The 25,354-nt window shown below is 44.5% G+C and carries 22 protein-coding genes; 16 read left to right on the top strand and 6 right to left on the bottom strand.

Features of this window, described 5'->3' with window-relative positions; all coding sequences use genetic code 11:
- The first annotated feature begins 334 nt into the window (after positions 1–334).
- The 5 genes from WH96_RS08415 (at position 335) to WH96_RS08395 (ending at position 4,945) form a co-directional block, all read left to right on the top strand.
- Positions 335–610, top strand: a complete 276-nt coding sequence (locus tag WH96_RS08415; protein WP_162200135.1) for a hypothetical protein — start codon at positions 335–337, stop codon at positions 608–610.
- Between the two features lie 111 nt (positions 611–721).
- Positions 722–1,861: an extracellular solute-binding protein gene (locus WH96_RS08410; protein WP_047763720.1), complete on the top strand. Its 1,140-nt coding sequence runs from the start codon at positions 722–724 to the stop codon at positions 1,859–1,861.
- 111 nt (positions 1,862–1,972) lie between these two features.
- Positions 1,973–3,070: an ABC transporter ATP-binding protein gene (locus WH96_RS08405; protein WP_047763719.1), complete on the top strand. Its 1,098-nt coding sequence runs from the start codon at positions 1,973–1,975 to the stop codon at positions 3,068–3,070.
- Positions 3,063–4,061 carry an ABC transporter permease gene (locus WH96_RS08400; RefSeq protein WP_204248156.1) on the top strand — a complete coding sequence of 333 codons (999 nt, stop codon included), beginning with the start codon at positions 3,063–3,065 and terminating at the stop codon, positions 4,059–4,061. The genes WH96_RS08405 and WH96_RS08400 overlap by 8 nt, the downstream gene beginning before the upstream one ends.
- Positions 4,058–4,945, top strand: a complete 888-nt coding sequence (locus tag WH96_RS08395) for an ABC transporter permease (protein ID WP_047763718.1) — start codon at positions 4,058–4,060, stop codon at positions 4,943–4,945. The genes WH96_RS08400 and WH96_RS08395 overlap by 4 nt, the downstream gene beginning before the upstream one ends.
- 94 nt (positions 4,946–5,039) lie before the next feature.
- On the opposite strand, the gene WH96_RS08390 is transcribed toward WH96_RS08395, so the two are convergent.
- Positions 5,040–5,417 (bottom strand): hypothetical protein, encoded by a 378-nt coding sequence (locus tag WH96_RS08390; protein ID WP_047763717.1) that lies wholly within the window; start codon positions 5,415–5,417, stop codon positions 5,040–5,042.
- 344 nt (positions 5,418–5,761) lie between these two features.
- Between WH96_RS08390 and WH96_RS08385 the strand changes: the two genes are divergently transcribed.
- The 8 genes from WH96_RS08385 (at position 5,762) to bioB (ending at position 15,729) form a co-directional block, all read left to right on the top strand.
- On the top strand, positions 5,762–7,144 hold the full coding sequence (locus WH96_RS08385) for an aminotransferase family protein (protein WP_047763716.1): 1,383 nt from the start codon (positions 5,762–5,764) through the stop codon (positions 7,142–7,144).
- A 451-nt stretch (positions 7,145–7,595) separates the two neighbouring features.
- Positions 7,596–9,371, top strand: coding sequence for a sulfoacetaldehyde acetyltransferase (xsc, locus tag WH96_RS08380; protein ID WP_047763715.1), 1,776 nt, complete (start codon positions 7,596–7,598; stop codon positions 9,369–9,371).
- A 246-nt stretch (positions 9,372–9,617) separates the two neighbouring features.
- A complete protein-coding gene (locus WH96_RS08375) occupies positions 9,618–10,829 on the top strand; it encodes an aminotransferase class I/II-fold pyridoxal phosphate-dependent enzyme (protein ID WP_047763714.1) in 1,212 nt (403 codons plus the stop codon).
- Entirely contained in the window at positions 10,829–11,461 is a 633-nt protein-coding gene (locus tag WH96_RS08370) for an alpha/beta fold hydrolase (RefSeq protein WP_047763713.1), read from the top strand. Before WH96_RS08375 ends, WH96_RS08370 begins: the two co-directional genes overlap by 1 nt.
- On the top strand, positions 11,458–12,312 hold the full coding sequence (locus tag WH96_RS08365; RefSeq protein ID WP_047763712.1) for a methyltransferase: 855 nt from the start codon (positions 11,458–11,460) through the stop codon (positions 12,310–12,312). The genes WH96_RS08370 and WH96_RS08365 overlap by 4 nt, the downstream gene beginning before the upstream one ends.
- Before the next feature lie 42 nt (positions 12,313–12,354).
- Entirely contained in the window at positions 12,355–13,023 is a 669-nt protein-coding gene (gene bioD / locus WH96_RS08360) for a dethiobiotin synthase (protein ID WP_047763711.1), read from the top strand.
- A 77-nt stretch (positions 13,024–13,100) separates the two neighbouring features.
- Positions 13,101–14,420, top strand: coding sequence for an adenosylmethionine--8-amino-7-oxononanoate transaminase (bioA, locus tag WH96_RS08355; RefSeq protein ID WP_047763710.1), 1,320 nt, complete (start codon positions 13,101–13,103; stop codon positions 14,418–14,420).
- Between the two features lie 115 nt (positions 14,421–14,535).
- A complete protein-coding gene (bioB, locus tag WH96_RS08350; protein WP_245629470.1) occupies positions 14,536–15,729 on the top strand; it encodes a biotin synthase BioB in 1,194 nt (397 codons plus the stop codon).
- Between the two features lie 79 nt (positions 15,730–15,808).
- On the opposite strand, the gene betA is transcribed toward bioB, so the two are convergent.
- Positions 15,809–17,473, bottom strand: a complete 1,665-nt coding sequence (betA, locus tag WH96_RS08345; RefSeq protein WP_047763709.1) for a choline dehydrogenase — start codon at positions 17,471–17,473, stop codon at positions 15,809–15,811.
- A 79-nt stretch (positions 17,474–17,552) separates the two neighbouring features.
- Positions 17,553–18,143, bottom strand: coding sequence for a transcriptional regulator BetI (gene betI, locus WH96_RS08340; RefSeq protein WP_047763708.1), 591 nt, complete (start codon positions 18,141–18,143; stop codon positions 17,553–17,555).
- A gap of 208 nt (positions 18,144–18,351) precedes the next feature.
- Between betI and WH96_RS08335 the strand changes: the two genes are divergently transcribed.
- On the top strand, positions 18,352–18,855 hold the full coding sequence (locus tag WH96_RS08335; RefSeq protein WP_053005777.1) for an A24 family peptidase: 504 nt from the start codon (positions 18,352–18,354) through the stop codon (positions 18,853–18,855).
- A 5-nt stretch (positions 18,856–18,860) separates the two neighbouring features.
- Here the strand turns inward: WH96_RS08335 and WH96_RS08330 are convergent, their stop codons facing one another.
- On the bottom strand, positions 18,861–19,451 hold the full coding sequence (locus WH96_RS08330) for a tetratricopeptide repeat protein (protein WP_156176752.1): 591 nt from the start codon (positions 19,449–19,451) through the stop codon (positions 18,861–18,863).
- 116 nt (positions 19,452–19,567) lie between these two features.
- Between WH96_RS08330 and WH96_RS08325 the strand changes: the two genes are divergently transcribed.
- Together WH96_RS08325 and pyc are read left to right on the top strand one after the other, a co-directional pair.
- Positions 19,568–20,083 carry a PAS domain-containing protein gene (locus WH96_RS08325; RefSeq protein WP_047763706.1) on the top strand — a complete coding sequence of 172 codons (516 nt, stop codon included), beginning with the start codon at positions 19,568–19,570 and terminating at the stop codon, positions 20,081–20,083.
- Positions 20,084–20,455: 372 nt separating this feature from the next.
- Positions 20,456–23,914 (top strand): pyruvate carboxylase, encoded by a 3,459-nt coding sequence (gene pyc / locus WH96_RS08320; protein ID WP_204248155.1) that lies wholly within the window; start codon positions 20,456–20,458, stop codon positions 23,912–23,914.
- A 46-nt stretch (positions 23,915–23,960) separates the two neighbouring features.
- Here the strand turns inward: pyc and WH96_RS08315 are convergent, their stop codons facing one another.
- Positions 23,961–24,572: a thiamine phosphate synthase gene (locus tag WH96_RS08315; protein ID WP_204248154.1), complete on the bottom strand. Its 612-nt coding sequence runs from the start codon at positions 24,570–24,572 to the stop codon at positions 23,961–23,963.
- Positions 24,565–25,353: a thiazole synthase gene (locus WH96_RS08310; RefSeq protein ID WP_204248153.1), complete on the bottom strand. Its 789-nt coding sequence runs from the start codon at positions 25,351–25,353 to the stop codon at positions 24,565–24,567. Before WH96_RS08310 ends, WH96_RS08315 begins: the two co-directional genes overlap by 8 nt.
- Between the last annotated feature and the right edge of the window lies 1 nt (position 25,354).

The raw sequence follows: 25,354 nt of genomic DNA, 5'->3' as shown, positions 1-25,354 counted from the left end.
GACATAATTATCAAATGGTTCTCCAAATCTTTTTAGATGTAAATACATCGTTTTTGTAAATAGATTTAGGAATAATCACCGAAATGGTGTATTTTGGTTTTCGTAGCTCTTAATAAGATTACTTCTTTTATGTTCTCTTTTTGGTTCTTAATGAACTGAGATAGAATGAGTACTTAAACCGTTTTATCGTTGTTGGTGCCAGTCTCAATACCTTAGTGCAGAATGCTGGTTCCTAACATGATAATAATAATGATCAATGATCGAATTGATTTTGATGGTAATTCTGAAATCAATTCAACTGATTGATTAAGTACAACAAGTTGTTCCGGTTAACGTGAATGATTATGTATGGGGAGCAAAAAATGGGTTTTGCCCAGGAGCAAAATGTCATTCGGGGACTTTCTTGATGAAGGCAGGCGCTTTAATCAAGAAAAATACTTATCCTGCTTTATGGTTTGCCCGCTTCTTCTCAGCGCTTATGCGGCTCTTGTCTTCCCCAACGTATAATCGATTTTATGGTTTTGAGAAAAGCCAGTTATTTAGCGCATTTGTAAATTTTACATCAGGAGGTGCCAAGGAAAATTTTTCCTTTAAAATCAATCTTAACTAAAGTCAAAGTCATAAATATTAAGAGCAGCCATGAACTGCCTAATATCGTAAGTTCTGGTCTGTGAACAGGGACCCTCCTCGTTGATAAAATGAAGGAGTATGGGAGAAAAAAATGACAATACTTAAGAAAACTACAGTAAGCCGTCGTAAAGTTCTAAAGGGTGCTGCGATTGCCGGTGCTTCAACATTGGCTGCACCTGCATTCATCAAAAATGCGCTTTCCTCTTCAGGAGAGCTAAATGTGATGATGTGGTCCGATTACCTTCCTGAAGAATTTAAGGAAGCGTTCAAGAAAGAAACCGGAATTACAATCAATCACACGGGTATTGGATCTAACGAAGAAATTATCAATAAACTTCGTGCGACACGTGGCCGTGGTTTTGATGTTATTTCGCCGACAAATATGCGTGCGCAACAGTGGGAGCCACTCAATCTGCTGCAGCCTTTCGATATGAATAAAGTTAAGATTGATCGCGTTAATGCAGCAATGGCCAAAGTTGGTGAAACTGACTGGAACTTTGCGGGGAAAGGATCTCATTGGCTTCCTCAGCTATGGGGAACAGAAGCTGTTGCATGGCGTACCGATAAATGGACACCAGAAGGCGGTGTTCCTAGCTATGGTGACCTTTGGAAAGATGGCGGTGAAAACACAATGATGGGTCGTCCCCATTCGATGATGTTGGGCGCGGGTCTTTACATGGAAACCATCGGAGAGCTTGCGCCGGGCGACGTGAAACGCGCCTATAATAGCGAAGACGACATGAAAGACGTGTGGTCCAAGATCACCAAATTTTGTATTGATCGGAAAGCAAACGTCAAAAAATTCTGGAACGATGCTGATGGCCAGAAAAATGGTTTGATGCAGGAAGATGTTATCATGGGGCAAACTTGGGATGGTCCTATTCTTGCGCTGAAGGGTGAAGGAAACCCGGTTCAGTATCAGGCGCCGAAAGAAGGTGCGTTGGCTTGGGTTGATGGTCTTGCAATGCCGAAAGGTGCGAAGAATATTGATCAAGTCTATGCATTCCTTGAATTCTCATTCCGCCCTGAAAATGGTGGACTGACAGCAAACCTGACTGGTTATAATTCTGCCGTGGTTGGTGCTGATGCCCATCTCACTGAGCAATCCAAAAAGAACTTTGCAGAAGCATATCCGGGTGATTCCTTGGACAACCTCTTTGCTTGGCCTGCTGAGCCAACTTGGTATGCACAGCTTCGTACAGAGTTCCGCGATAAATTTGTCGCAGCTTAATCTGTAATTGAGTTCGATAAGGGAGCACAGAATTCTCTGTGCTCCTCTTCATCTTTAAAATAATAAATTTCGGGACGTTACCTTTCCCGAGAGAGTGGTCGTGGGGTCCTCATGAGCTCAGGTGTAGATTTAGAACATGTAACAATTCGTTTCGGTGATTTTACCGCCGTTGACGATGCAAATCTGGCAATTCGAAAGGGTGAGTTTTTCAGTTTTCTTGGCCCGTCCGGTTGCGGAAAAACAACTATCCTACGTGCGGTATCGGGCTTTAACGAACCGACCGAAGGAACGATCCGTATCAACGGAAGTGATATGCGGGGCATTGGCCCGAACAAACGTCCTACGGCATTGATTTTTCAGAATTTGGCTCTTTTTCCACTGATGTCAGTGGCTGATAACATCGCCTTTGGCCTGGAAGTCGAAGGGGTCAAGTACATTGAACGCCGTCGCCGGGCCGAGGAACTTCTCGATCTCATTGCCTTGTCTGGACAAGGAGATAAAATGGTCTCGGAACTGTCCGGGGGGCAAAAGCAACGTGTGGCAATTGCCCGTGCGTTAGCTGTTGAGCCAGAAGTTCTGCTTCTTGATGAGCCTTTATCTGCCTTGGATTTGAAACTGCGTCAGCATATGCGTAGCGAGTTGAGAAATATTCAACAGCGCGTGGGTATTACCTTTATTTACATTACACATGACCAAGGCGAAGCCCTGACCATGTCTGATCGAATTGCTGTTATGTCTGCGGGTGTTATTGAGCAGGTGGGTGACGGTAGTACAATTTATAATGAGCCAGAGACAGCATTTGTTGCTTCATTTGTTGGCGAAAATAATCCCTTCTATGGCAAGGTTGTTAAGGTCGACGGTGAGTATGCTCAAATTCAAAACAAGTTTGGTCTGCTCCGAGGTCGTAATACACAGGATATGAGCGTGGGTGATTCCGCCATTCTATTCGTACGACCAGAGGCACTTTCTCTTGTTGAAGGTAACGATACGACACCTGCTGAAAATGTTATCGAAAGTACGATCCTTGCCGAAGAGTTCGAGGGACCTTCGATCCATATTCATATGGAAGGGGATACAGAAAAACGCATATCCTTCTCTGTGAGTAATGAGGGCAAAGGCACGCATTTGAAAGTCGGCGATACGGCAAAGATTTGCTTTGAAGTAAATCGGGCAATTGTGTTGCCAGAAGGAGATTTAGCTGATGAGTGATTTCCTGTCCGTATTTCTCGCCGTTGTTCTGGCTCTTCTTGTCGCGCCTATGCTGCAAAAGAATACCGATACAGTATGGGCAAATTTGCGACAGATCACTTTCGTCAAAAAGAATGGCGTGCTGGTTTCTACCTACCTACTTGGTGCCGTATTTATCTGGGTTGGCTTAATGATTGTTGCCCCCCAGCTTTATATGGTGGATTTCTCGTTTAGGGATGGAGCTATTGGGGGTGACCCTGAAGCCTATACACTCAAAAATTATTCTTATCTTATTTTTGGGCGTGATAGTGACGAAAATCTCTTTAATTTACTCCATCTGCAAATTTTCCTTAAAACCATACTTGCATCTGTTGGTGTAACGTTATTGGCATTTTTGCTCTGTTATCCAATTGCTTACTATCTTGCTCAAAGCACCAAGGGTGGCACGACACGGTTGTTTTTGATTGCTTTGATCCTGCCGTTTTGGGTCAATGAAATTCTAAGGGCTTTTGCTTTCCGAATTCTTTTTGGTTCCAGTGGTGTGATAAATGTTGTTTTGATGGGAATGGGTATTCTTGATGAACCCATTGACTTCATCAAAGCAGATATTGCGATGTACGCGGGTCTAAGTTATGCCTATATCCTGTTGATGGTCTTCCCGATTTATAATGCGATTGAAAGTCTTGATCACAATCAGATTGAGGCGGCCAGAGATTTGGGATCGCCGTGGTGGCGCATTCACTATCGCGTAGTTATCCCCTATGCAAAACCTGGTATCGCTTCTGGTTGTACCATGGTTTTCATGCTCTCGGCGGGTGCTCTGGCTGTTCCCCAAATACTGGGGGGACCAAGCAGTCTTTGGTTTACGCAGATTATCTATGATTGGTTCTTTACTGGTGGTGACTGGTCACGTGGGTCTGCCTATGCATTTGTTTTGCTCTTCTCCTGCATCATCTTTGTTTTGGCAGTGATGAAATTCTTCAAAGTTAATTTAGGGGAGCTTGCGAAATGACCTCTGATCTTATTCAGAAGTACATGGTGCGATTTTATATCGCGATGTTCTTCTTGTATCTTTTTGGTCCGTTGATCTTGATGGGGGTAACTGCTTTTAACTCCCCCACTTTCCCGACAGCGATACCGATTGATGAATTAACAATGAAGTGGTTCTCGGTTCTCGCCAATGATAAGGATATGATAAAAGGCATCAAGAACTCGCTCTGGATCGGGTTAGGCGTTGTTTGCTTGGCTGTTCCTATCGGTTTGGCGGCGGCTTTGCTAATGTCACAGGTTCATAAGAAAGCACAATCAATCTATTACATGATTGTTGTATCCCCGCTATTAACACCGGGTGTTATCTTGGGGATTTCAACATTGGTTTTCTGGGATCGATTAGGTGTTTGGGTAGATGCGGATTATGACTCTGTTTTCTACAGCGGTATTTTCCTGTCAGTTATCGGACAATCAACTTTCATTTCTGCTTATTGCATGTTGATTTTCCTTTCCAGGTTGCAACGCTTTGATCGCACGCAGGAAGAAGCTGCGCTCGATCTCGGGGCAACAAATGTTCAGGTGTTTTGGAAGATCCTTATTCCCTTCCTTAGGCCTGCTATTGGATCAGCAGCCTTCCTGGCTTTTCTAACCAGTTTCGAAAACTACAATACGACCCTGTTTACCATTCAGGCGGAAAGTACTTTGACAACCGTTTTGGCTGGTAAAGTTAGACTGGGAACCAACCCATCGTTAAGTGCTCTGGCTGTTGTGATTGTCTGCATTACGTTGGTTGGGGCTGTTACCCATGAAATCTATCGGCGTAGAGAAATGAAACGGGAAGCACTTGCTGCTGAAGCTGCAAAAAGAGCTGCTGATATTGCTGATAAAGGTATGGCACCTGTGTAGCTAGCTTGAGTTAAAACGTTTCAGTTAAAAAAAATGGCGGTAAAGTTTTAACTTTACCGCCATTTTTATTGACCTTGTTAGGCCTTGAATAGGTTTAGGCGCCGCCATTCCCAAAGTGTTCGCCGATAATTTCTTCTTTTGTGTCGAGTGAAACATCAGAAACGGATTTTGTTGGTCCGGTTTGCTGCCATGCAATTTTCCAATAAAGCTCTTTTTCCATTCTAAGAATCTCAATAAATGCCTGATAATGCTTTATATCGAAATAGGCTGTGGCTGTTCCTTTTTTATGGTCGCCATAAGGGTTCTGGGCGTTTTGATCGCCATAGTCTTTGAATACAGCAAGCCCGCAGTCTTTACCTTTTTCGTTCAATAATCTGATGATTATCTGTGATTTAGGTTTATCAGCGGTAGATTTGGTGTTCAAGATCTGCACTGTATATTTAGAAATGCTATGTACGGTTGTTGGCATCATAGGCCTTTCCCCTGTAGTCATTCATATCAAGAATTTTATGTACGTGAACTATCTTAAAATTCTACGGTAAGCCATGGAAGAATCACAGCGATTTATATCTTATCCTAGCATGTTACCACATAAGGCTCTATGGATGGTAAAATCTGGACTCACCAATTTGTGACTTCTGGTTCAGGTGGTTTTATCAATTTGGTTCAACTGGAACTATCGCGGTTATGAAAACGCGGTGACACTTCAATTAACGAAAACGTCTATTTAGTGATCCGACTGGATTACCAGACCAGATTATCGGACTGGTTCTATTTGTTGGAATAGCTAAGACCCTTTAGTGTTGGAAGTGAATCATGACATTAACCGAACAAATGAACGATTTTAGCGAGGTCATTGAGAATGACCGGGCTCATGTATGGCATCACATCAGCCAGCACAAACGTTATGAAACCGTTGACCCCCTTGTTATCATCGAAGGTAAGGGGATGAACGTTTGGGACGCCAAGGGGAAAAAATATCTTGATGCAGTATCCGGCGGTGTCTGGACTGTTAACGTTGGTTATGGTCGGGAAACGATTGCAGATGCCGTGCGTGAACAGCTTGTGAAACTCAATTATTTTGCAAATTCGGCTGGTTCTATTCCTGGCGCTAACTTCGCCAAGGCTCTTATAGATAAAATGCCGGGAATGAGCCGAGTTTATTTCTCAAACTCAGGGTCTGAAGCAAACGAAAAAGCTTATAAGATCGTGCGTCAGATTGCGCACAATAAATATGGCGGAAAGAAACATAAAATTCTGTACAGGGATCGTGATTATCATGGCACGACGATCACCGCCCTCAGTTCTACTGGCCAGTTACAACGTAAAGATCAGTACGGGCCCTTTACTCCTGGGTTTGTAGAAGTTCCCCATTGTTGCGAGTATCGTTCGCAATATGGAGATGATGGTGATTATGGTGTAAAGGCAGCTCTTGCCATTGAAGAAGTAATCTTGCGCGAAGGGCCGGACACGGTCGGTGCTTTGGTACTTGAACCAATTACGGCCGGCGGTGGCGTGATCACACCACCAGAAGGTTACTGGGAAAAAGTACAGGAAATTTGTAAAAAATACGATATCCTGTTGCACATTGACGAAGTTGTCTGTGGTCTGGGACGGACTGGTAAATGGTTTGGCTATCAGCATTATGGGATCAAGCCGGATATCGTTACCATGGCAAAGGGTGTTGCTTCTGGCTACGCTGCAATTTCCTGTACGGTGACAACGGAAGAAGTCTTTGATCAATTCAAGAACAACCCTTCTGATCCAATGAGTTTCTTCAGAGATATCTCCACCTTTGGTGGTTGTACTGCTGGTCCTGCGGCGGCGCTGGAAAATATGCGGATTATCGAAGATGAAAACCTCCTCGATAATGTAACCAAGATGGGTGATTACCTTCTTGGAAAACTTCATGAGCTTAAGGAAAAGCATGAGGTTATCGGTGATGTCCGCGGTAAGGGACTTTTCTGTGGATTGGAACTGGTGGTTGACCGAGAGACAAAACAACCGGTTGATGAAAGCATTACGCAGGCTGTTGTCGGTGAATGTATGGCCCAAGGAGTTATCATTGGGGCAACCAATCGCAGTTTCAGGGAGTTTAATAATACGCTTTGTCTCAGCCCTGCATTGATTTGTACAACAGAAGAACTGGATGAAATTGTCACAGCGATTGATAATGCTTTATCCAAAATCTGTGGATAGATTTAACACGTCTCCTAAATGAAACTATATCGGGGCTGATCTTCGGATCAGCCCCTTTTTTTGTTTGCAGTGTTTCAGAACCGAGTCTCAAGCCCTGTGAATTTTTTGAAATAATCATCTTCGGATCATGAGTACGAAGACCGCATTTATGGAGGGTTTACCCCATATTTTCTGAGCTTCAGTTTGCTGTAAAAAGATTCGCAAAAATCTGGTATCATTGATGGGTGAATCTGGACCTATGTGAAACAGAAAATAGTTGCTTTTCTGATGTCAGGACGAGCCTGCGTTTTGCCCAAATCTTTAGTTTGTAAAACTTGAAGAAAAAGCAAAACTCTAAAAGCAAAAGTCGAAACAATATAAACGGCTGGAATTGATCAAGACTTTGGTCAGTACCTTTGAGAATTTTCTCTTAAATGACGAGAATAATTTTTGAAATAAGGAATAGATAACAATGAAGATGACGACAGAAGAAGCCTTTGTAAAAGTTTTGCAAATGCACGGTATTGAACATGGTTTTGGAATCATCGGCTCTGCTTTTATGCCAATCTCTGACTTGTTCCCCAAAGCGGGTATCAAGTTCTGGGATGTTGCTCATGAAACGAATGGCGGCATGATCTGTGACGGTTACACACGGACAACCGGAAAAATCGGTATGTGTATTGCGCAGAACGGTCCTGGTATTACTGGGTTTGTAACACCGATTAAAACGGCTTACTGGAACCATACTCCAATGCTTTTGGTGACGCCTCAGGCTGCGAATAAAACAATCGGGCAGGGTGGTTTCCAGGAAGTTGAGCAAATGGCGCTCTTCAAGGACATGGTTTGTTATCAGGAAGAAGTGCGCGACGCATCTCGTATGGCCGAAGTTTTGAACCGTGTTATCCAAAAAGCAAAAAGAGGTTCCGCACCTGCCCAGATCAATGTACCACGTGATCTCTGGACTCAGGTTATTGATATTGAGCTTCCACAGATGGTTGATATTGAACTCCCATCCGGTGGTGCAACTGCAATCTCAAAAGCTGCAGAGCTTTTATCTGGTGCTAAATTTCCAGTTATTTTGTCAGGTGCAGGCGTTGTTATTGGTAATGCGATTTCAGATTGTCAAGCTCTGGCTGAACGCCTTGATGCGCCGGTATGTAGTGGATATCAGCACAATGATAGCTTCCCGGGTAGTCATCCTTTGGCCGCAGGGCCTCTTGGGTATAATGGCTCGAAGGCTGCGATGGAACTTATTGCAAAAGCGGATGTGGTCTTGGCATTGGGAACGCGTCTTAATCCGTTTTCTACCCTGCCGGGATATGGCATTGATTATTGGCCAAAAGACGCAAGCATTATTCAGGTTGATATCAATTCGGATCGTATTGGTCTGACCAAGAAAGTAACCGTTGGTATTTGTGGTGATGCTAAACAGGTTGCCCAACAAATTCTGTCTCAATTGAGTCCAACTGCTGGTGATAGTGGACGTGAAGAACGCAAAGCGCTTATCCATCACACAAAGTCATCATGGCTACAGGCTCTTAGCAGTATGGATCACGAAGATGATGATCCGGGAACAACTTGGAACGAAGATTCTCGTCGTCGGGATGCTGACCGGATGTCTCCGCGTATGGCGTGGCGTGCTATTCAGGAAGGACTTCCTCAGGATGCGATTATTTCCAGTGATATTGGAAATAACTGCGCAATCGGTAATGCTTACCCAACGTTTGAAAAGGGGCGTAAATATCTTGCACCGGGCCTTTTTGGACCTTGTGGCTATGGTTTTCCGTCAATCATCGGTGCCAAAATTGGTTGCCCTGATACACCTGTTGTTGGTTTTGCCGGTGATGGTGCCTTTGGCATCAGTATGAACGAAATGACTTCTGTTGGTCGTGACGAATGGCCTGCGATTACGATGGTTATTTTCCGTAACTACCAATGGGGTGCCGAGAAGCGTAATACGACTCTTTGGTACGACAACAACTTCGTTGGTACAGAACTGGATCCGCACCTAAGCTATGCGAAAGTAGCTGAAGGTTGTGGCTTGAAAGGTGTCACCGTTCATACGCAGAGCGAGCTTACCGCGACATTGAAAGAAGCAACCGAAGCCCAGAAGGATGGAGTAACAACCTTTGTTGAGGTTATTCTCAATCAGGAACTTGGTGAACCTTTCCGTCGTGATGCCATGACAAAACCTGTTGAAGTTGCTGGTATCAATGCAGATGATATGCAGCCACAAAAGGGCATTTAATAAGTTCTTGTAACCCTTTGTCTGATCCCGGAATCTAGTTGCTGTCAATTGATAGCAGTTGCGATTTCGGGATCAGAAAAGGTAAAGCCCGATAAAATAAGCTTGAGACAGAACCAAAAGGTCAAGTAAGACAAGAGTTGCTCTTGAAGGCGTTTAATATTAAAACCAGCGCTAAAGCATTGCTGGTTGGATTGTAAATTGATAGCCGTCCTCCAGGCAGAGTATTCCCTGTTGAGGTAGCTCAAGGTGACAAACCTTTCCAAAAGAATTGACACATATCTTCAAGCGGTTCCTCGACAGAGATTACGGGAGTTAAAATCCTCTAGCTTGCTGGAGAGTGGGTATGTGATGCATAACGGGCGCAAGCTTCTTAATTTTGCGTCCAACGATTATTTAGGATTATCTCTAAACAATTCTCTTAAAGAGCGTGCCGCAGAATGGGCAAAAGCTCACGGATCTGGAACCGGAGCATCGCGGTTGATAACAGGTAATCATTTTACCTATGATCTTATCGAAAAAAAACTCGCGAAGCTTAAGGGATCAGAAACAGCTTTGCTGTTGAATTCCGGATTTCAGGCGAATTCCTCTGTTCTGGCTGCTTTGTTGAACACTCGATTGCATGGCGGGTTAGGGAAACCGGAAGTATTACTTTTTTGCGATAAACTAAACCATGCCAGTCTTCATTTTGGCATTCAGGCTGCTAATGCAAAGCAAATACGGTTCCGTCACAACGATCTAGGGCACCTTGCTCAACTTTTGGAAAAATATAAGGACAGTGAAAAGGCCAAAATCATTGTTACGGAAAGCGTGTTTTCCATGGATGGTGACCAGTTGAATGTTGCAGGAATAAGGTCACTTGCAAAACGTTACGACGCTTTTCTCTATATAGATGAAGCGCATGCTACAGGTGTATTAGGGGCAAAAGGCATGGGGCTTTGTGCCGGTGGTATTTCTAATAATGAGTTGATTATGGGTACCTGTGGCAAAGCTTTGGGAAGTTATGGGGCCTATGTCGCCTGTTCACAAAGTATGAAAGAATATCTGGTAAATTTCTGTAGCGGCTTCATCTATGCGACTGCCCTTCCGCCACAGGTGCTGGGGGCTATAGATGCGGCGCTTGATCTTGTCCCAGAGATGGACGTTGAACGCAAACATTTGGTGCATTGTAGCGATAATTTTCGAAGTATGCTCCAGGACAAGGAGATAGATACAGGTCTGTCATCAACGCAAATTATTCCTGTGATTATTGGCAGTGACAAAGAAACCCTTACTGTTGCTCATGAGCTTGAAGAAAAAGGATTTCTGGTGGGCGCTATTCGTCCGCCGACGGTGCCGGAAGGTTCCGGGCGATTACGCGTTACATTAAGTGCCGTTCATACAAAAGAGCAGGTTGAAAGCTTGGGCAGAGCAGTTATTGAAAGTGTTGCTCAGATTACGGGTGCAAAGGACAAGATGTAATGCGGATTGTATTGGTACATGGGTGGGGCTATGGCCCGACAATATGGCAATCCGTCGTAGAGTTATTGGGGGCCGATATAGCGTGTAATCTGGTTGATTTGGGCTTTTCTGGAACCGAACATATCCCTGCGGGACATTATGATATTGTCGTTGGGCACTCTATGGGATGTCAGTGGTTACTTTCCCAGAATGATATTACGTGGGAAAAGTCGGTTTTTATAAATGGTTTTACCCGCTTTTCTGCCTGTGATGATTTTCCAGAAGGCGTGCATCCCAGAGTTATTGAGCGAATGTTACGCAAACTCCCAAAAGCGCCTCAGGACGTTTTGAAGTCATTTCATCAATTGTGCGATCCTGATGGCAAGGCAGATTACCCGACGATAGGAACGCCAGACCTATATAAACTTACCTGGGGTTTGAATTTCTTGCGAGATCAGGATCAACGCTTGAATTTTGCCGAAGAGAGTTCATATATCTTGGCGGATAAAGATGATCAGGTTGTTACAGAGGCGATGACTGTTAAATTGTTTAAAGGCAATTCAGAATGGACAGAAGGTAAGGGGCATCTGTTGCCCCTAACTGATCCTGAAGCGTGTCATTCTATCATTAAGCGGGCAATTGCGGATCTATGATAGAAGTTGCTTGGAAAAAAGATTTAGCGCGCCGTTTTGGTGAGGCTGCGCAAAGTTACGAAACTCAATCTGAAGTTCAGCAAAAGTCGGCAAAAGCGTTGGCGGATCGTATCGCTGCTAGCGTTCTGAACAAAAAAACGCTGCGTATCTTAGAGATTGGCTGCGGAACCGGGTATCTAACACGTGAGTTGCTAAAGCTCTATCCAGACGCACAGTGGTGGGTTACAGATATTTCTGCCGACATGTTAGCGAAATGCCAAAGTTCTTTATCTGATGAAATTATAAATCCTGAATGCAGATCAAGCTTTAGTTCTACCGAGTTTACCCCCACGCTTGATCTCTCGAAAGTTAATTTCCACGCAATGGATGGTGAGGCTGTGGATCTGGACGGCCCATTTGATCTGATTTGTTCTAATATGGCTTTTCAGTGGTTTCATGATCTGGAAGGGACACTGGCAAAGTTAAGTGGTCTTTTGAGTGCGAATGGAACACTTGCTTTTAGCACACTTTCGTATGGAACTTTCGGATTGTGGCATAGGTGTCAGAAAGAATTGGGTATCGAAAGACTTGCCCCTGAATTCCCGGATGCAGCCTTTTATCATCGTTGTTTGAATGGGTTAGATATCGAGACGTCGCAGCAAAAATTTGTGCAGTGCCATAAAGATGGATTAGATTTCTTGGGAACATTGCGAGAAATCGGGGCGCACTCCAGTCGTGTTGGCAGATCTCGCCTGAGTGTTGGGCAGCTAAGGTCTCTATTAAAAAAATATGAAAATTACTTTACAGGCAACCACATAGAAGCTGATTATGATGTGCTTTTTGTGCTGTGCAACAGAGATTATCAACGTTGATACAGCATTTTGTGATAGATTACGATTAATCCCCGGTGAGGCATGCAAGATAGTTCGAGTGTAAAATCCAGTATAAATGGTTTGTTTGTTACTGGTACCGATACTGAAGTCGGTAAAACTTTTGTGTCTGCGGCGTTGGTTAAAAGTTTAACGGCTTCCTATTGGAAACCTGTACAAACAGGGCCGGATCAGGATCACGATACACCTGAAATTCAACGCTTAACCGGGATTGCAGAACGCAGTATCTATCCCTGTTCTTACAGTTTCCCTGACCCTTTGTCTCCCCATGAAGCGGCAAGGCGTGTCGGGCAGACGATTGATCTGAGTAACATTAATTTGCCTTCGATTTCTGAGGATGAATTCTTAATTGTCGAAGGGGCTGGTGGGGCTTTGGTTCCCCTGAATGATCAGTTCATGATGACTGATTTGATGGTCAAAGTTAACTTGCCTGTGGTTATCGTGGCACGTTCGGGGTTGGGAACAATCAACCATACACTGTTGACAATTGAAGCCTTGAAAAGTCGGGGATTAACCTTGGCAGGTGTCATTATGAATGGGCCTGAAAATAGAGGTAATCGGGAAGCTATTGAAGAATATGGCACGGTCCCCGTAGTTGCTGAACTTCCAAGATGTGAGAGTGTAACAGCTGAATCCATCGTTGGGCTTATGCCTCGATTACAGCGCTTTTCAGAGAGCCTAAACCGTAATTAATAACGCTGTAATGAAGATCACTGCAATTACGGTTATCGTGATAAAAAATTATAATAAAAAGTGTGAAGGGAAAAATAATGACTGACAACTTTCTTGAACTGGATAAACGTCACGTCTGGCATCCTTTCACGCAAGCTCAAACTGCGCCTGACCCTGTGGTTATTGATTCTGCCCAAGGTGTTTTGCTGAGAACAAAAGATGGGCGGGAAATTGTAGATTACATTTCGTCCTGGTGGGTGAATGTTTTTGGACATGCAAATCCCAAGGTAGCCAATGCGATTGCCGAACAGGCTAACAAACTGGAACAAGTAATTTTTGCTGGTTTTACACATGAACCTGCCGTGAAATTAGCCAAAGAACTTAGCAAGCTTTTACCTGGGGATCTGAACAGAGTTTTCTTTTCTGATAATGGATCGACAGCAGTCGAAGTAGCGATGAAAATCGCTTATCAGCATTGCCGTAATACAGGGCAGGAACAGCGTACACGCTTTATGACCTTTGATGGCGCTTACCATGGGGATACAGTGGGGGCTATGTCGGCGGGTATCTCTTCACAGATGTTTGATGCCTGGAAAGATCTACTGTTTTCTGTTGATATTATGCCCTATCCGCATACATGGGAAAATGATGATGAGATCGGGGTAAAAGAAGCAGCTGCAATTGAAGCGATTGATCTTCATCTGGAAAAATACGGCAAGCAAATTTGCGCAATGATCCTTGAACCCTTGGTACAAGGGGCAGGGGGGATGCGTATGGTGCGCCCCGAGTTCATTAAGACTGTGGTTCAGAAACTCCAGTCACAGGGAATTCTGGTGATCTTTGATGAGGTGATGACCGGGTTTGGCCGTACAGGGGCTAATTTTGCCTGTGATAAGATTGGTGTGACGCCAGACCTTATTTGTATCTCAAAAGGACTAACGGGCGGGTTCTTGCCCTTGTCAGTGACTGTCGCTACCGATCATCTTTATGAATCCTTTTTAGGTGAAACCTTTGATAAAGCTTTTTGTCATGGGCATTCCTTTACAGCTAATCCTCTGGGATGTGCGGCTGCTTTGGCATCTATCGAGCTTTTGCAAAGTTCAGAAACCCAGAACAATTTCATGCGTATTGAAGCCGCACATCACAAGGGGATGGATTATATCCGTGCGCTGCCTCAGACACGTCACCATCGCATACTGGGCACGATCGGGGCCTTTGATGCGATTGTGGATGATGGGGGCTATACATCGTCACTTGGCGGTGAATTAAAGAAATGGTTCTGGGATCGGAATATGTTAATCCGTCCACTTGGTAATGTGCTTTATCTTTTGCCACCTTATGTCATTTCCGATCAGCAGATAGATGATGCGTGGAAAGCCATGGCATTGGCAATGGAAGAGCTTAACTCATTATCGTAGTCGTATTTGAAAAAGCCAAAAGTGTTACAGGTATTTTCGCAGATCTTGTTGGCGCTTTTTGGCAATAGTTCGAAACTGGTTGTAAGATAAATAAGCTGACAAAAGACTTGGATACTTGCCGAGACGACGGGCTCAGGCTAGAACAGCGGCAGAGAAAAATATGGAAGTGAAATCCATCATGGAAAACGAAGTTGATATTATGGCCCCGGAAGCAACGCCACATAGTGTGACGATCTCTTCAGTTGAGACATCTTCTGATGAAGCCAATACAAATAATAGCGCTGATACACCATCTGCGGATGTTCGATATAATTGGACCCGCGAAGAAATTGAAGCGCTTTATGATTTGCCAATGATGGATTTGCTGTTCCGTGCTCAGACGATGCACCGAAAGTACTTCGATCCGAATAAAGTACAACTTTCTACACTTTTGAACATCAAAGAAGGTGGTTGTGCTGAAGACTGTAAATATTGTTCGCAATCCTCGCGCTATAAAACTGACGTAGGCGCCAGTAAGTTGATGGACAAAGATACGGTTGTTGAATATGCAAAAAAAGCCAAGGCAAACGGATCTGGTCGTTTTTGCATGGGCGCTGCATGGCGCAATGTAAAAGACCGGGATATTGATAAGATATCCGAAATTGTGTCTGCTGTTAAAGATCTGGGCATGGAAACCTGCATGACGCTGGGCATGTTAAATAAAGATCAGGCTGACAGTTTGAAAGAAGCAGGCCTGGATTACTACAATCATAATATTGATACATCACCCGAATATTACCCCGAAGTAATCACGACACGATCTTTTGAAGATCGTATTGAAACTCTGGGTAATGTGCGTGATGCCGGATTGAATGTTTGTTCCGGCGGTATTATTGGTATGGGGGAAGAACGAAAAGATCGGGTTGGTTTGTTGATGGCGCTTGCAAACCTGCCGAAACACCCGGGGTCTGTACCGATCAACATGCTGGTGCCTGTTAAAGGCACGCCCTTTGGCGATATGCAGCGCATTGATAGTTTCGAGATGATCCGAACGGTTGCCGTTGCTCGTTTGATGATGCCAAAGTCTTATGTACGTCTGTCTGCCGGGCGTCGTTCATTGGGGGATGAAGGGCAGGCCATGTGCTTTATGGCGGGCGCTAACTCAATCTTTTATGGTGATAAGCTTTTGACTACTGCCAATCCGGAAGAAAATGAAGATATGGCTTTGTTTGCTCGTCTTGGTTTGGAAACAGAACAAAAGGGCGCAGTCGTTGAGCATCTTCATGAAGCGCCACGGGGCTGTGGTTCACCCGATTGTGGCTGTGTTTAAGGCTTAACGTGCCCAAAAAAAGATAACACAAGAAAAAGGCGGCACATCAGGCCGCCTTTTTCTTTGGTATTTAAGATGCTTATCTCTGCTTAGTCTCCCATTCAGGATGTATCCAAGTCGGTGCATTTGATGCAGGCAAAGGATTGTTGCCCAAGATAATGTCCGCTGCTTTTTCTGCTACCATGATAGTCGGAGCATTAAGGTTCCCGTTTGTGATCGTCGGGAAGACAGAGCTATCCACAACGCGTAAATTTTCAATACCGCGTACTTTACACTCGTTGTCCAGGACAGCCATCGGATCGTTATCAGCTCCGATTTTACAAGTACAGGAAGGATGATAGGCGCTCTCGGCGTTCTGTCTGATCCATGCGTCGAGCTCTTCGTCAGATTGCAGGGCAGCACCGGGCTGAATTTCATCTTCACAGTAGGAGGCCATGGATGGCTGTTCCATGATTTCACGGCTCAGGCGGATACAGGCTCTGAAAGCTTCCCGGTCATCTTCATGCGCGTTGTAATTGAACAGGATTTCCGGTTTGTCATTTACATCACCAGACTTGATCCGTATATGGCCGCGGCTCTTGGGTTTGTTCGGGCCAACATGTACCTGGATGCCATGACCGTCAAACGCAGCCTGACCATCATATCGCATGGCTGCGGGTAAGAAATGATATTGGATATCTGGCCATTTTAATCCTGCTTTTGATCGAATAAAGGCACAGGATTCAAAGTGGTTTGTTGCGCCGAGACCATCTTTGAACAGCATCCAGCGCGCGCCTATTAAAAACTTGTTCCAAAGATCCAGTTTACCGTTCAGGGTGATGGGTTCTTTACAGCGGAACTGGAAATACACTTCCAGATGATCTTGCAGATTCTCACCAACGCCGGGAAGGTCGTGAACAACATCAACACCTGCTTTTTTCAGCACATCCGATGGGCCAATGCCTGAAAGCTGTAGAAGCTGAGGGGAGCCGACCGAGCCTGATGAAAGGATGACTTCGGTCGAAGCTTTAATCGTTTGGCTAACACCACCGACTTCTATTTCGATGCCGATTGCTTTTTTGCCATCCATAATAATGCGTTTAGAGAGGGCGTTTGAAATGACTTTCAGGTTTGGGCGCTTAATAACGGGCTTGAGATAGGCGTTTGCTGTTGACCAGCGTACACCATCTTTTACCGTCATATGCATCGGCCCAAAACCTTCCTGACGGTAGCCATTGTAGTCTTCCGTTGGGCCATAACCTGCTTCTTCACCCGCTTTGATAAAAGCTTCGTAAAGCGGGTTTTTCATCTCGTTGCCATTACAGGTGGCTAGAGGACCATCGTTGCCGCGATATTGATCCCTGTTACCCTTCCAGGTTTCTGCCCGTTGGAAATAGGGAAGACAGTTTTTATACCCCCAACCTGTAGCGCCGTGCTCTTCCCACTCGTCAAAATCACAGGCATGGCCGCGAACGTACACCATGCCGTTAATGGAGGATGAGCCACCGAGTACTTTACCCCTTGGGCAATGTAGGCGTCTGTTGTCCATATAGGGTTCTGGTTGGGACTCAAAATCCCAGTTATACCGTTGCATATTCATTGGGATGGACAATGCGGTGGGCATTTGAATGAAGATAGAGCTATCACTTCCACCAGCCTCAATCAGCAACACAGAGTTGTCGGGATCTGCGCTTAAGCGATTGGCAAGGACACAACCCGCTGATCCGGCACCGACAATGATATAGTCAAAGGTATCGTTCGACATTGTAAATAACTCCAGTCATCAAAAGGATTTATATCCTCTTATTTGTTATTCTTAATTCAAAGGGCTATGCCCTAAAATATTACTCTTTGTTTTCTTTTTGTAGCAGCATTTCCAGGTAATTAAGCGCAACTGTTCGTGCTCGTTCCCGGCCCTTCGCATTATCCTGCAAAGAAGTCCTGACCCACAGACCATCAATTAATGCAACCAGTCCCAAGGATGCACTTTCAACATCTTCAGGGCGAAGCAGTTTCTTGAAGATATGCTTGAAGGTACTGATTTGGCGTTTTTCATAGATGTTTTGTAAGCGGGACATATCTTTTGAGTGTGGTACATGAGCCCAAAATGCCAACCAGGCTGAAACCGTCTCGGGTTCGAATAAATAGGCATCAAGATAAGCTGATATCAGTGCTTCTATCTTTTCTTTTGGCGTTGTTGCCGGTTCCAAATACTTTAAAACGGAAAGTCTTAGATCTGATAGCATGCTTTGCATTGTCGCCCTAAGCAGATCGTCTTTGTCTTTGAAGTAATGATGAACAATGCCAGTTGAAACTCCAGCTTTTTGGCTAATCAATCTTATGGTAGTATCAGAATACCCTCGCTCATGAATAGAGGAGATGGTTGCTTCGATAAGTTGCTTTCTTCGTATGGCTTCCATTCCCACTTTGGGCATTGTTCTTGGTCTCGTTTGTTGAAAATTCCAGCTTAAGCATATTTAATTTTAATTGGACGTTCAATTAAAATTAAATATGCTTAAAAAAATTCAAAAGATTATATTATTTTAACTATGAATTTACTCTCCTGTGCTGATTATATAAGGCTTATTGGCGGACATTTTTTATTGATCCAACAAATTGCATGTATTTCTTTTCGAGGCATTTATGGATCCATTGTTTATAACCAAGATTGTTTTTGTTGCATTCGTTGTTTTGGCTATGCTGATGGATCTCATTCAAATGCGGATCCCCAATGTTTTGTCTTTAGCTGTCATTTTGCTTTTTCCTGTCGCCTATCTCGGCAGTAATATGCCGACCCCTTTTTTTGATCATCTGATTTCTTTCGGGGTGGTTCTTATCACTGGAATGCTTCTTTTTACCTTTAGAATTTTAGGGGGCGGGGATGTGAAATTCATGGCGAGCCTTGCTCTTTGGACCGGGCTGGATCTGTTACCGGCTTTTGTCTTGATCATGTCTTTAGTTGGTGGGTTACAGGTTGTATTTATTTTGGTGTTAAGAAAAGTGGCACCGCAAATAGAATTTCTTTTGGCAAGATTTAACATTATTTTGCCTGAGTGGTTGCAACGTAACGGAGGGGTGCCTTATGGCGTTTCTATTGGTGGTGCCGTTTTGATTGTTTTTGATCAGTTACCATTCTGGGGTACGTAATTAAGCTAAATCTCTTCTTCAAAATTTTGACGATTTAATATTTTCAAGTTTAATCTGGGGCCTTGCATATTGGGGTGTATGAGTAACGCGCTTTCGAAGGATTTTTTTGCAAGAACCCATTTCTTTTGGGCTGAATATATCAACCCTTGCCCTGAAATTGCGCCAAAATGTCTTGGTTCTAAAGTTAGGGTTCTGTTGATATCTGACAAGGATTTATCGTAATTCCCGGTCAGGTAGTTGACAAGAGCACGTTTGTTCCATCCTTCAGCATAGTTCGGGTTATGTTGTATGACCTCAGTGTAATAATTCAGAGCTTCAGTGTATTTTTTGTTTTGTGTTGCTCTTGATGCTTGTGCCATCAGTTCGGTGATTTTTTTGTCTGAGCTCTCCAGCCAAATTACCCAAATTTTACTTTCAATAATGATGCTATAGGGGCCGGGCGGTGCGGTAAGAAGATTATCAAACAGTACTGGTAATCGCCCATCTTTCTGATCAGCTTTAGTGCTATTCCCAAAAGAGAGGGGTAATGCAGTCATAAAGAGCAATAATAATAAATTTTGTATCCGCATTTTTTTATTTTGAATAGATTTATGCACTATTTGAAATCACAAATCTGTGTAGCTCGATAAGCACATCTAAAAAGTAAGTAATTCTTAGGGTTTATTATGTTATACAAGTGGCGGGGTTACTTCTGTCTTATTGGATGAGATAGTTGATAGATATAATCAGGGGAAAAAAACTCCCAAAAAAAGCGGCGGCAGAAGAAAGTTTTTGTCGTCTTCATGATTATTGGCATTCTGTTACCCCCAGCAACAGAATGCTCCCTGGCCGTCAGCATATTAACCCTGTTGATATAACGGACCTGTTGGGGCGAATTGCATTGGTTGATGTACATTTCATAGGAACTGAAAAGCAATTCCAGTATCGGTTATGGGGATCAATTATGACTGAAATAATTGGTAAAGATTGCACAGGGAAATTTATTCACGATCTATTCGCTGGTGAACAACTGAAAATTGTCCAAAAGGCATTTGAAGCTGTGGTCGAAACAGGAAGCCCACATTTTAGTGAAGTGACTTGGGGAATAGAAGATAGAGACTATCGGCTATACAAGCGTTTACTTTTACCGCTGGCTGCTGATGGTCAGAATGTAAATATGATCCTTGGGTCTATTATCGAAACTGAACAACTGATAGAGCCGTCCCCACTTGCAAAATACATTCTCTGAGAGGGTATAAGGCCCTTATTAACTCAACGCTTATTTTAAGGGTTAATTTATTTATATTGTATAAAGTATGCTTTTGTTGGTTGTCTGTACAATATGTATTGTATTGGTACAACTTCTTGTTATTCAAAAATTCGTTATTTCTAAATGATAGCTCCCCTTTATTGTGATATGTACATCGTAAATATTAATAACAGGGCATTTCCACTGTTAAATATTTGCGATTGATTTTGATCGTGCCTGTTGTGTTTAAAACGATCTATATCTGTGTCGCATCCAAGACAGCAAATCTGAACTGTTTCTGAAAATCATTTATGGCATCAAGAATTAAGAAAAATGGCCTGAATGAGTAGTAACCGATCAAGGGGAAAAGTTGTGAGTGATCTTGAAAATCAAAAAATCAAAAAATTACTGGTCGCTAACCGTAGTGAGATTGCAATTCGAATATTCAGGGCGGCAACTGAACTTGGTATTGAAACCGTTGCTATTTATTCTAATGAAGACCGCTTTGCCCTGCATCGATTTAAAGCAGATGAAAGTTATCTCGTAGGTGAAGGACAGGGGCCTGTTCAGGCTTATTTAGGTATTGATGATATTCTTAGGGTTGCCAAAGAAGCGGGCGTTGATGCTATTCACCCGGGATATGGTTTTTTATCTGAAAACCCAGAATTTGCTGATGCTTGCAAAGCAGCCGGTATCATCTTTGTAGGCCCGACTGGGGATACAATGCGTAGCCTTGGAAATAAGGTCTCGGCACGTAATCTTGCTGTGAAAGCGGGTGCACCTGTAATGCCGGCAACAGATGCCCTCCCTCAAGATGAGGGTGAAATAACAAAAATGGCGGCTGCTGTCGGATATCCCTTGATGACCAAAGCAAGCTGGGGCGGCGGTGGTCGCGGTATGCGTGTTATCGAAACTGCTGACGAATTGCTTGAACAAGTCGATGCTGCACGTAGAGAGTCTTTAGCTGCTTTTGGTAGTGATGAAGTATATCTCGAGAAGTTGGTGCGTCGTGCGCGGCACGTTGAAGTACAAATTATTGGTGATAGCCACGGAAATGTGGTTCACCTTTTTGAGCGTGATTGTTCTGTTCAACGCCGAAATCAGAAAGTTGTCGAGCGCGCGCCTGCTCCTTATCTGAACGACGAACAGCGCGAAGCTTTTTGTGACGCAGCTCTGGCCATTGCGAAAACTGCACATTATGGCAATGCAGGAACCGTTGAATTCCTGATGGACATGGATACTGATAACTTCTATTTCATCGAAGTTAATCCAAGAGTTCAAGTTGAACACACAGTTACGGAAACAGTAACCGGGATAGATATCGTTCAATCACAGATCAAGATTGCTGCTGGGGGCAAAATTGGTGATGCTTCTTCCGGTGTTCCTGTTCAGGAAAGTATCAGATTGAATGGCAATGCTATTCAATGTCGTGTGACCACAGAAGATCCAGAAAATAACTTTATCCCTGATTACGGTAAGATTCTGGCTTACAGAGGCGCGACTGGGTTTGGTATTCGTCTGGATGGCGGCACGGCCTTTTCCGGCGCTGTTGTCACCCGTCACTATGATTCTTTGCTCGAGAAAGTTACAGCCTGGGGCGGGACTCCTGATGAGGCGATTGCACGTATGGATCGTGCGCTTCGGGAATTCAGGATTAGAGGTGTTTCAACCAACCTGACATTTCTTGAAAACGTCTTGTCCCATCCGAAGTTCCGTGGTGGGGAATATACGACTAAGTTCATCGATGATACTCCGGAACTTTTCCACATGCCCAAGAGGCGGGACAGAGCATCAAGATTGTTGCGTTTCATCGGTGATGTAATGGTCAACGGTAACGATGAAGTTGCCGGGCGTGTGCATCCGGAAAATCCGCATGTCGCGCGCCTTCCGGTAACGTCAGGTAACAAGGTTCCCGATGGGGCAAAACAGATCCTGGATCAAAAAGGGCCAGAAGCCGTCGCGAAATGGATGAAAGAAGAAAAGCGTTTACTGGTAACGGATACAACCTTCCGTGATGCGCATCAATCTCTGCTCGCGACCAGGGTTCGGACCAGTGATTTAACCTCTGTGGCACCTTATTATGCGGAAAATCTCAGTAATCTCTTTTCTATGGAATGCTGGGGTGGTGCGACCTTTGATGTATCCATGCGGTTCTTGAAGGAATGCCCTTGGGAGCGTCTGGAGAAACTCAGGGCGACAATGCCTAACTTGCTGACGCAAATGTTGCTTCGGGCTTCCAACGGCGTTGGTTATACCAACTACCCAGATAACGTTGTTAAATATTTCGTACAGCAATCTGCAGACGCCGGAATGGATGTATTTCGTGTCTTTGACAGCCTTAACTGGGTTGAAAATATGCGGGTTGCGATGGATGCCGTTTGTGAAACAGGAAAGATCTGTGAAGCGGCTATTTGCTATACAGGCGATATTCTTGACCCCTCAAGGCCGAAATACGATCTTAAGTATTATGTAAATATGGCTAAGGAGCTGGAATCAGCTGGTGCACATATTCTGTGTATCAAGGATATGGCTGGTCTTTTGAAGCCAGCAGCAGCTAAAACGCTGATAAAAGCCCTTAAGGACGAGGTCGATTTACCTATCCATTTCCACACACACGATACCAGCGGTATTTCTGCGGCCACTGTGATTGCTGCTGCTGAAGCGGGTGTGGACGCGGTTGATGCCTGTATTGATTCTATGAGTGGCCTGACATCACAGCCAAGCCTTGGGTCTATTGCTGCGGCACTTCGCAATACAGAACGGGATACTGGTTTAAACGATACATCCCTTCAGGAACTTTCCAGCTATTGGGAACAGGTGAGAGCAAACTATATTGGTTTCGAAAGCGACATCAAAAGTGGCACATCTGATGTTTATCATCATGAAATGCCAGGGGGGCAGTATACAAACCTTCGTCAGCAAGCCAGGTCACTAGGTATTGAAGAGCGGTGGCCCGAAGTGTCCAAGGCTTACGCCAATGTCAATGATATGTTTGGTGATATTGTAAAGGTCACACCATCTTCGAAGGTCGTGGGGGATATGGCTTTGATGATGGTGACAAGTGACCTTTCCCGTGCTGATGTCGAGAACCCGGATAAGGAAATTGCCTTTCCTGAATCTGTTGTTTCTTTCTTCAAAGGGGATTTGGGGCAGCCAGTTGGCGGGTTCCCTGCTTCATTACAGGCGAAGGTACTTAAAGACGAAATCGCGATTACGGATCGTCCCGGATCTTTGATGCCGGCAGCTAATCTCAAGGAAGAACGGGCTGAGGTCGAGAAAAAAGTAGAGCGGGCTATTAGCGACAATGAGTTTGCGTCCTATCTAATGTATCCCCAGGTTTTTATTGATTTCGCCATGCATCAACGGAATTTCGGACGGGTTTCTGTTCTGCCGACGCCTGTGTTTTTCTATGGTATGGATGTTGGTGAAGAGCTTTCTGTTCATATTGATCAGGGGAAAACTTTAATTATTCGCTTCCGCGCGATCAGTGATCCCGATGAAGAAGGTGTTTGTACAGTCTTCTTCGAGCTCAATGGCCAACCACGAAATGTAAAGGTTCTTGATCGCAGTCGGGCTTCTGCAAAAGAGGCGCATCCAAAGGCTGATTCAGGTAATGCTGATCACTTGGGGGCCCCTATGCCAGGTTTGATTGTTACAGTATCGATTGGTGAAGGCGATCTGGTTGAGCAGGGGGATGTCCTGATGTCGATTGAGGCCATGAAGATGCAAACCTCTGTACTTGCGGAAAAATCGGGTACGGTCAGCAAGATCCTCGTAACACCGGGATCAAAGGTCGAAACCAAAGATCTATTAGCAATTATTGAAGACTAAAGAAGCATTGCCTCACTCGCGTTTGTGAGTGAGGCTGTTTTTAATGCTAATCTATTTCGAGCTGAGTTGTGCTTAACTCGAGCCATTCCTGAAGACGTTCTTCAGGACTGTCGTTGTAAAGAACATCTGTGACAACGCAGATAATATCAGCGCCTGCCGCATAGATGTCCGGGGCACGTTCAACGGATAGTCCTCCGATCGCGACAAGAGGCGTATCACCAACCATTTCTTTCCAGCGGCTAACGTTTTCAGCTCCCTGTGGTGCCCAGTGCATTTTTTTCAAGATTGTTGGGTAGACAGGGCCTAATGCAACATATTCAGGCTCCAGATCCAGTGCGCGTTCCAGTTCACCCTCGTCATGGGTACTGATGCCCAGTTTTAGCCCAGCACCTCGAATAGCACCGATATCTGCATCATCCAGATCTTCCTGACCTAAGTGAATGAAATCGCACCCAAGCTCAATCGCCAATTCCCAATAGTCGTTGACAACCAATTGTGCACCATATTCATGACACTGTTCCTGTGCATAGTTGATTTGTTCTCTGAGTTGATCCTCTGACGCATCTTTTATACGGAGTTGGACAAGTTTAAGCCCCTGAGGCAAAAACCTTGGCAACCATTTGGCATCGTCGACAATTTGATAAAAGGGATTAAGCATGATCTTGATTCCAAAAAGGTAGTCCGGCAACAGGGGTCGAAGGAGCAGCCATATCACGTTTTTCAATAGGATCTGCCTGATAACATTGCAGACCACTTTCAATTGCAAGGGCAAAGGCCGTGGCCATAAGAACCGGATCGCCCGCTTTCGCCACGGCTGTATTTAATAGGACTGCATCATAGCCAAGTTCCATTGCCGCGACAGCATGGGATGGCAAACCGATACCGGCATCAACAATCAGCGGTATATTCGGAAAGTGTGCTCGTAAAGATCGAAGGCCATAGATATTGTTGAGGCCCCGTCCACTACCGATAGGAGCACCCCAGGGCATTAATATCTCACATCCCGCAGCGATTAGCTTTTCAGCGACGACAAGATCTTCCGTTGTATAGGGGAAAACCTGAAATCCGTCTTCGGTTAGAATTCGCGCCGCTTCTACTAAACCAAATACATCTGGTTGCAGGCTATCATCCTCGCCGATAACCTCGAGTTTCACCCAGGGCGTTTCAAAAATTTCACGGGCCATGTGCGCGGTGGTAATGGCTTCCTTGACGCTTTTACAGCCAGCCGTATTAGGAAGTACCTTTGCCCCGGTGTCCTTGATAAAGGACCAAAAATTTTGCCCTGCTTGTTCGGTACCTGATTCTCTACGCAATGAAACCGTGACAATTTCTGCTCGGGAAGCTTTGATAGCTTCTAGCATAATTGCGGGTGAAGGGTAGAGGGCTGTACCGATAAGAAACCGTGACGATATCTCTTCGTCATAAAACTTCATTGTCATC

This window comes from Kiloniella spongiae (genome assembly GCF_001026905.1).
GTDB lineage: Bacteria > Pseudomonadota > Alphaproteobacteria > Kiloniellales > Kiloniellaceae > Kiloniella > Kiloniella spongiae.
The sequence above is the reverse complement of the archived record's forward strand: the minus strand, read 5'-3'. Positions and strand labels throughout refer to the sequence as shown.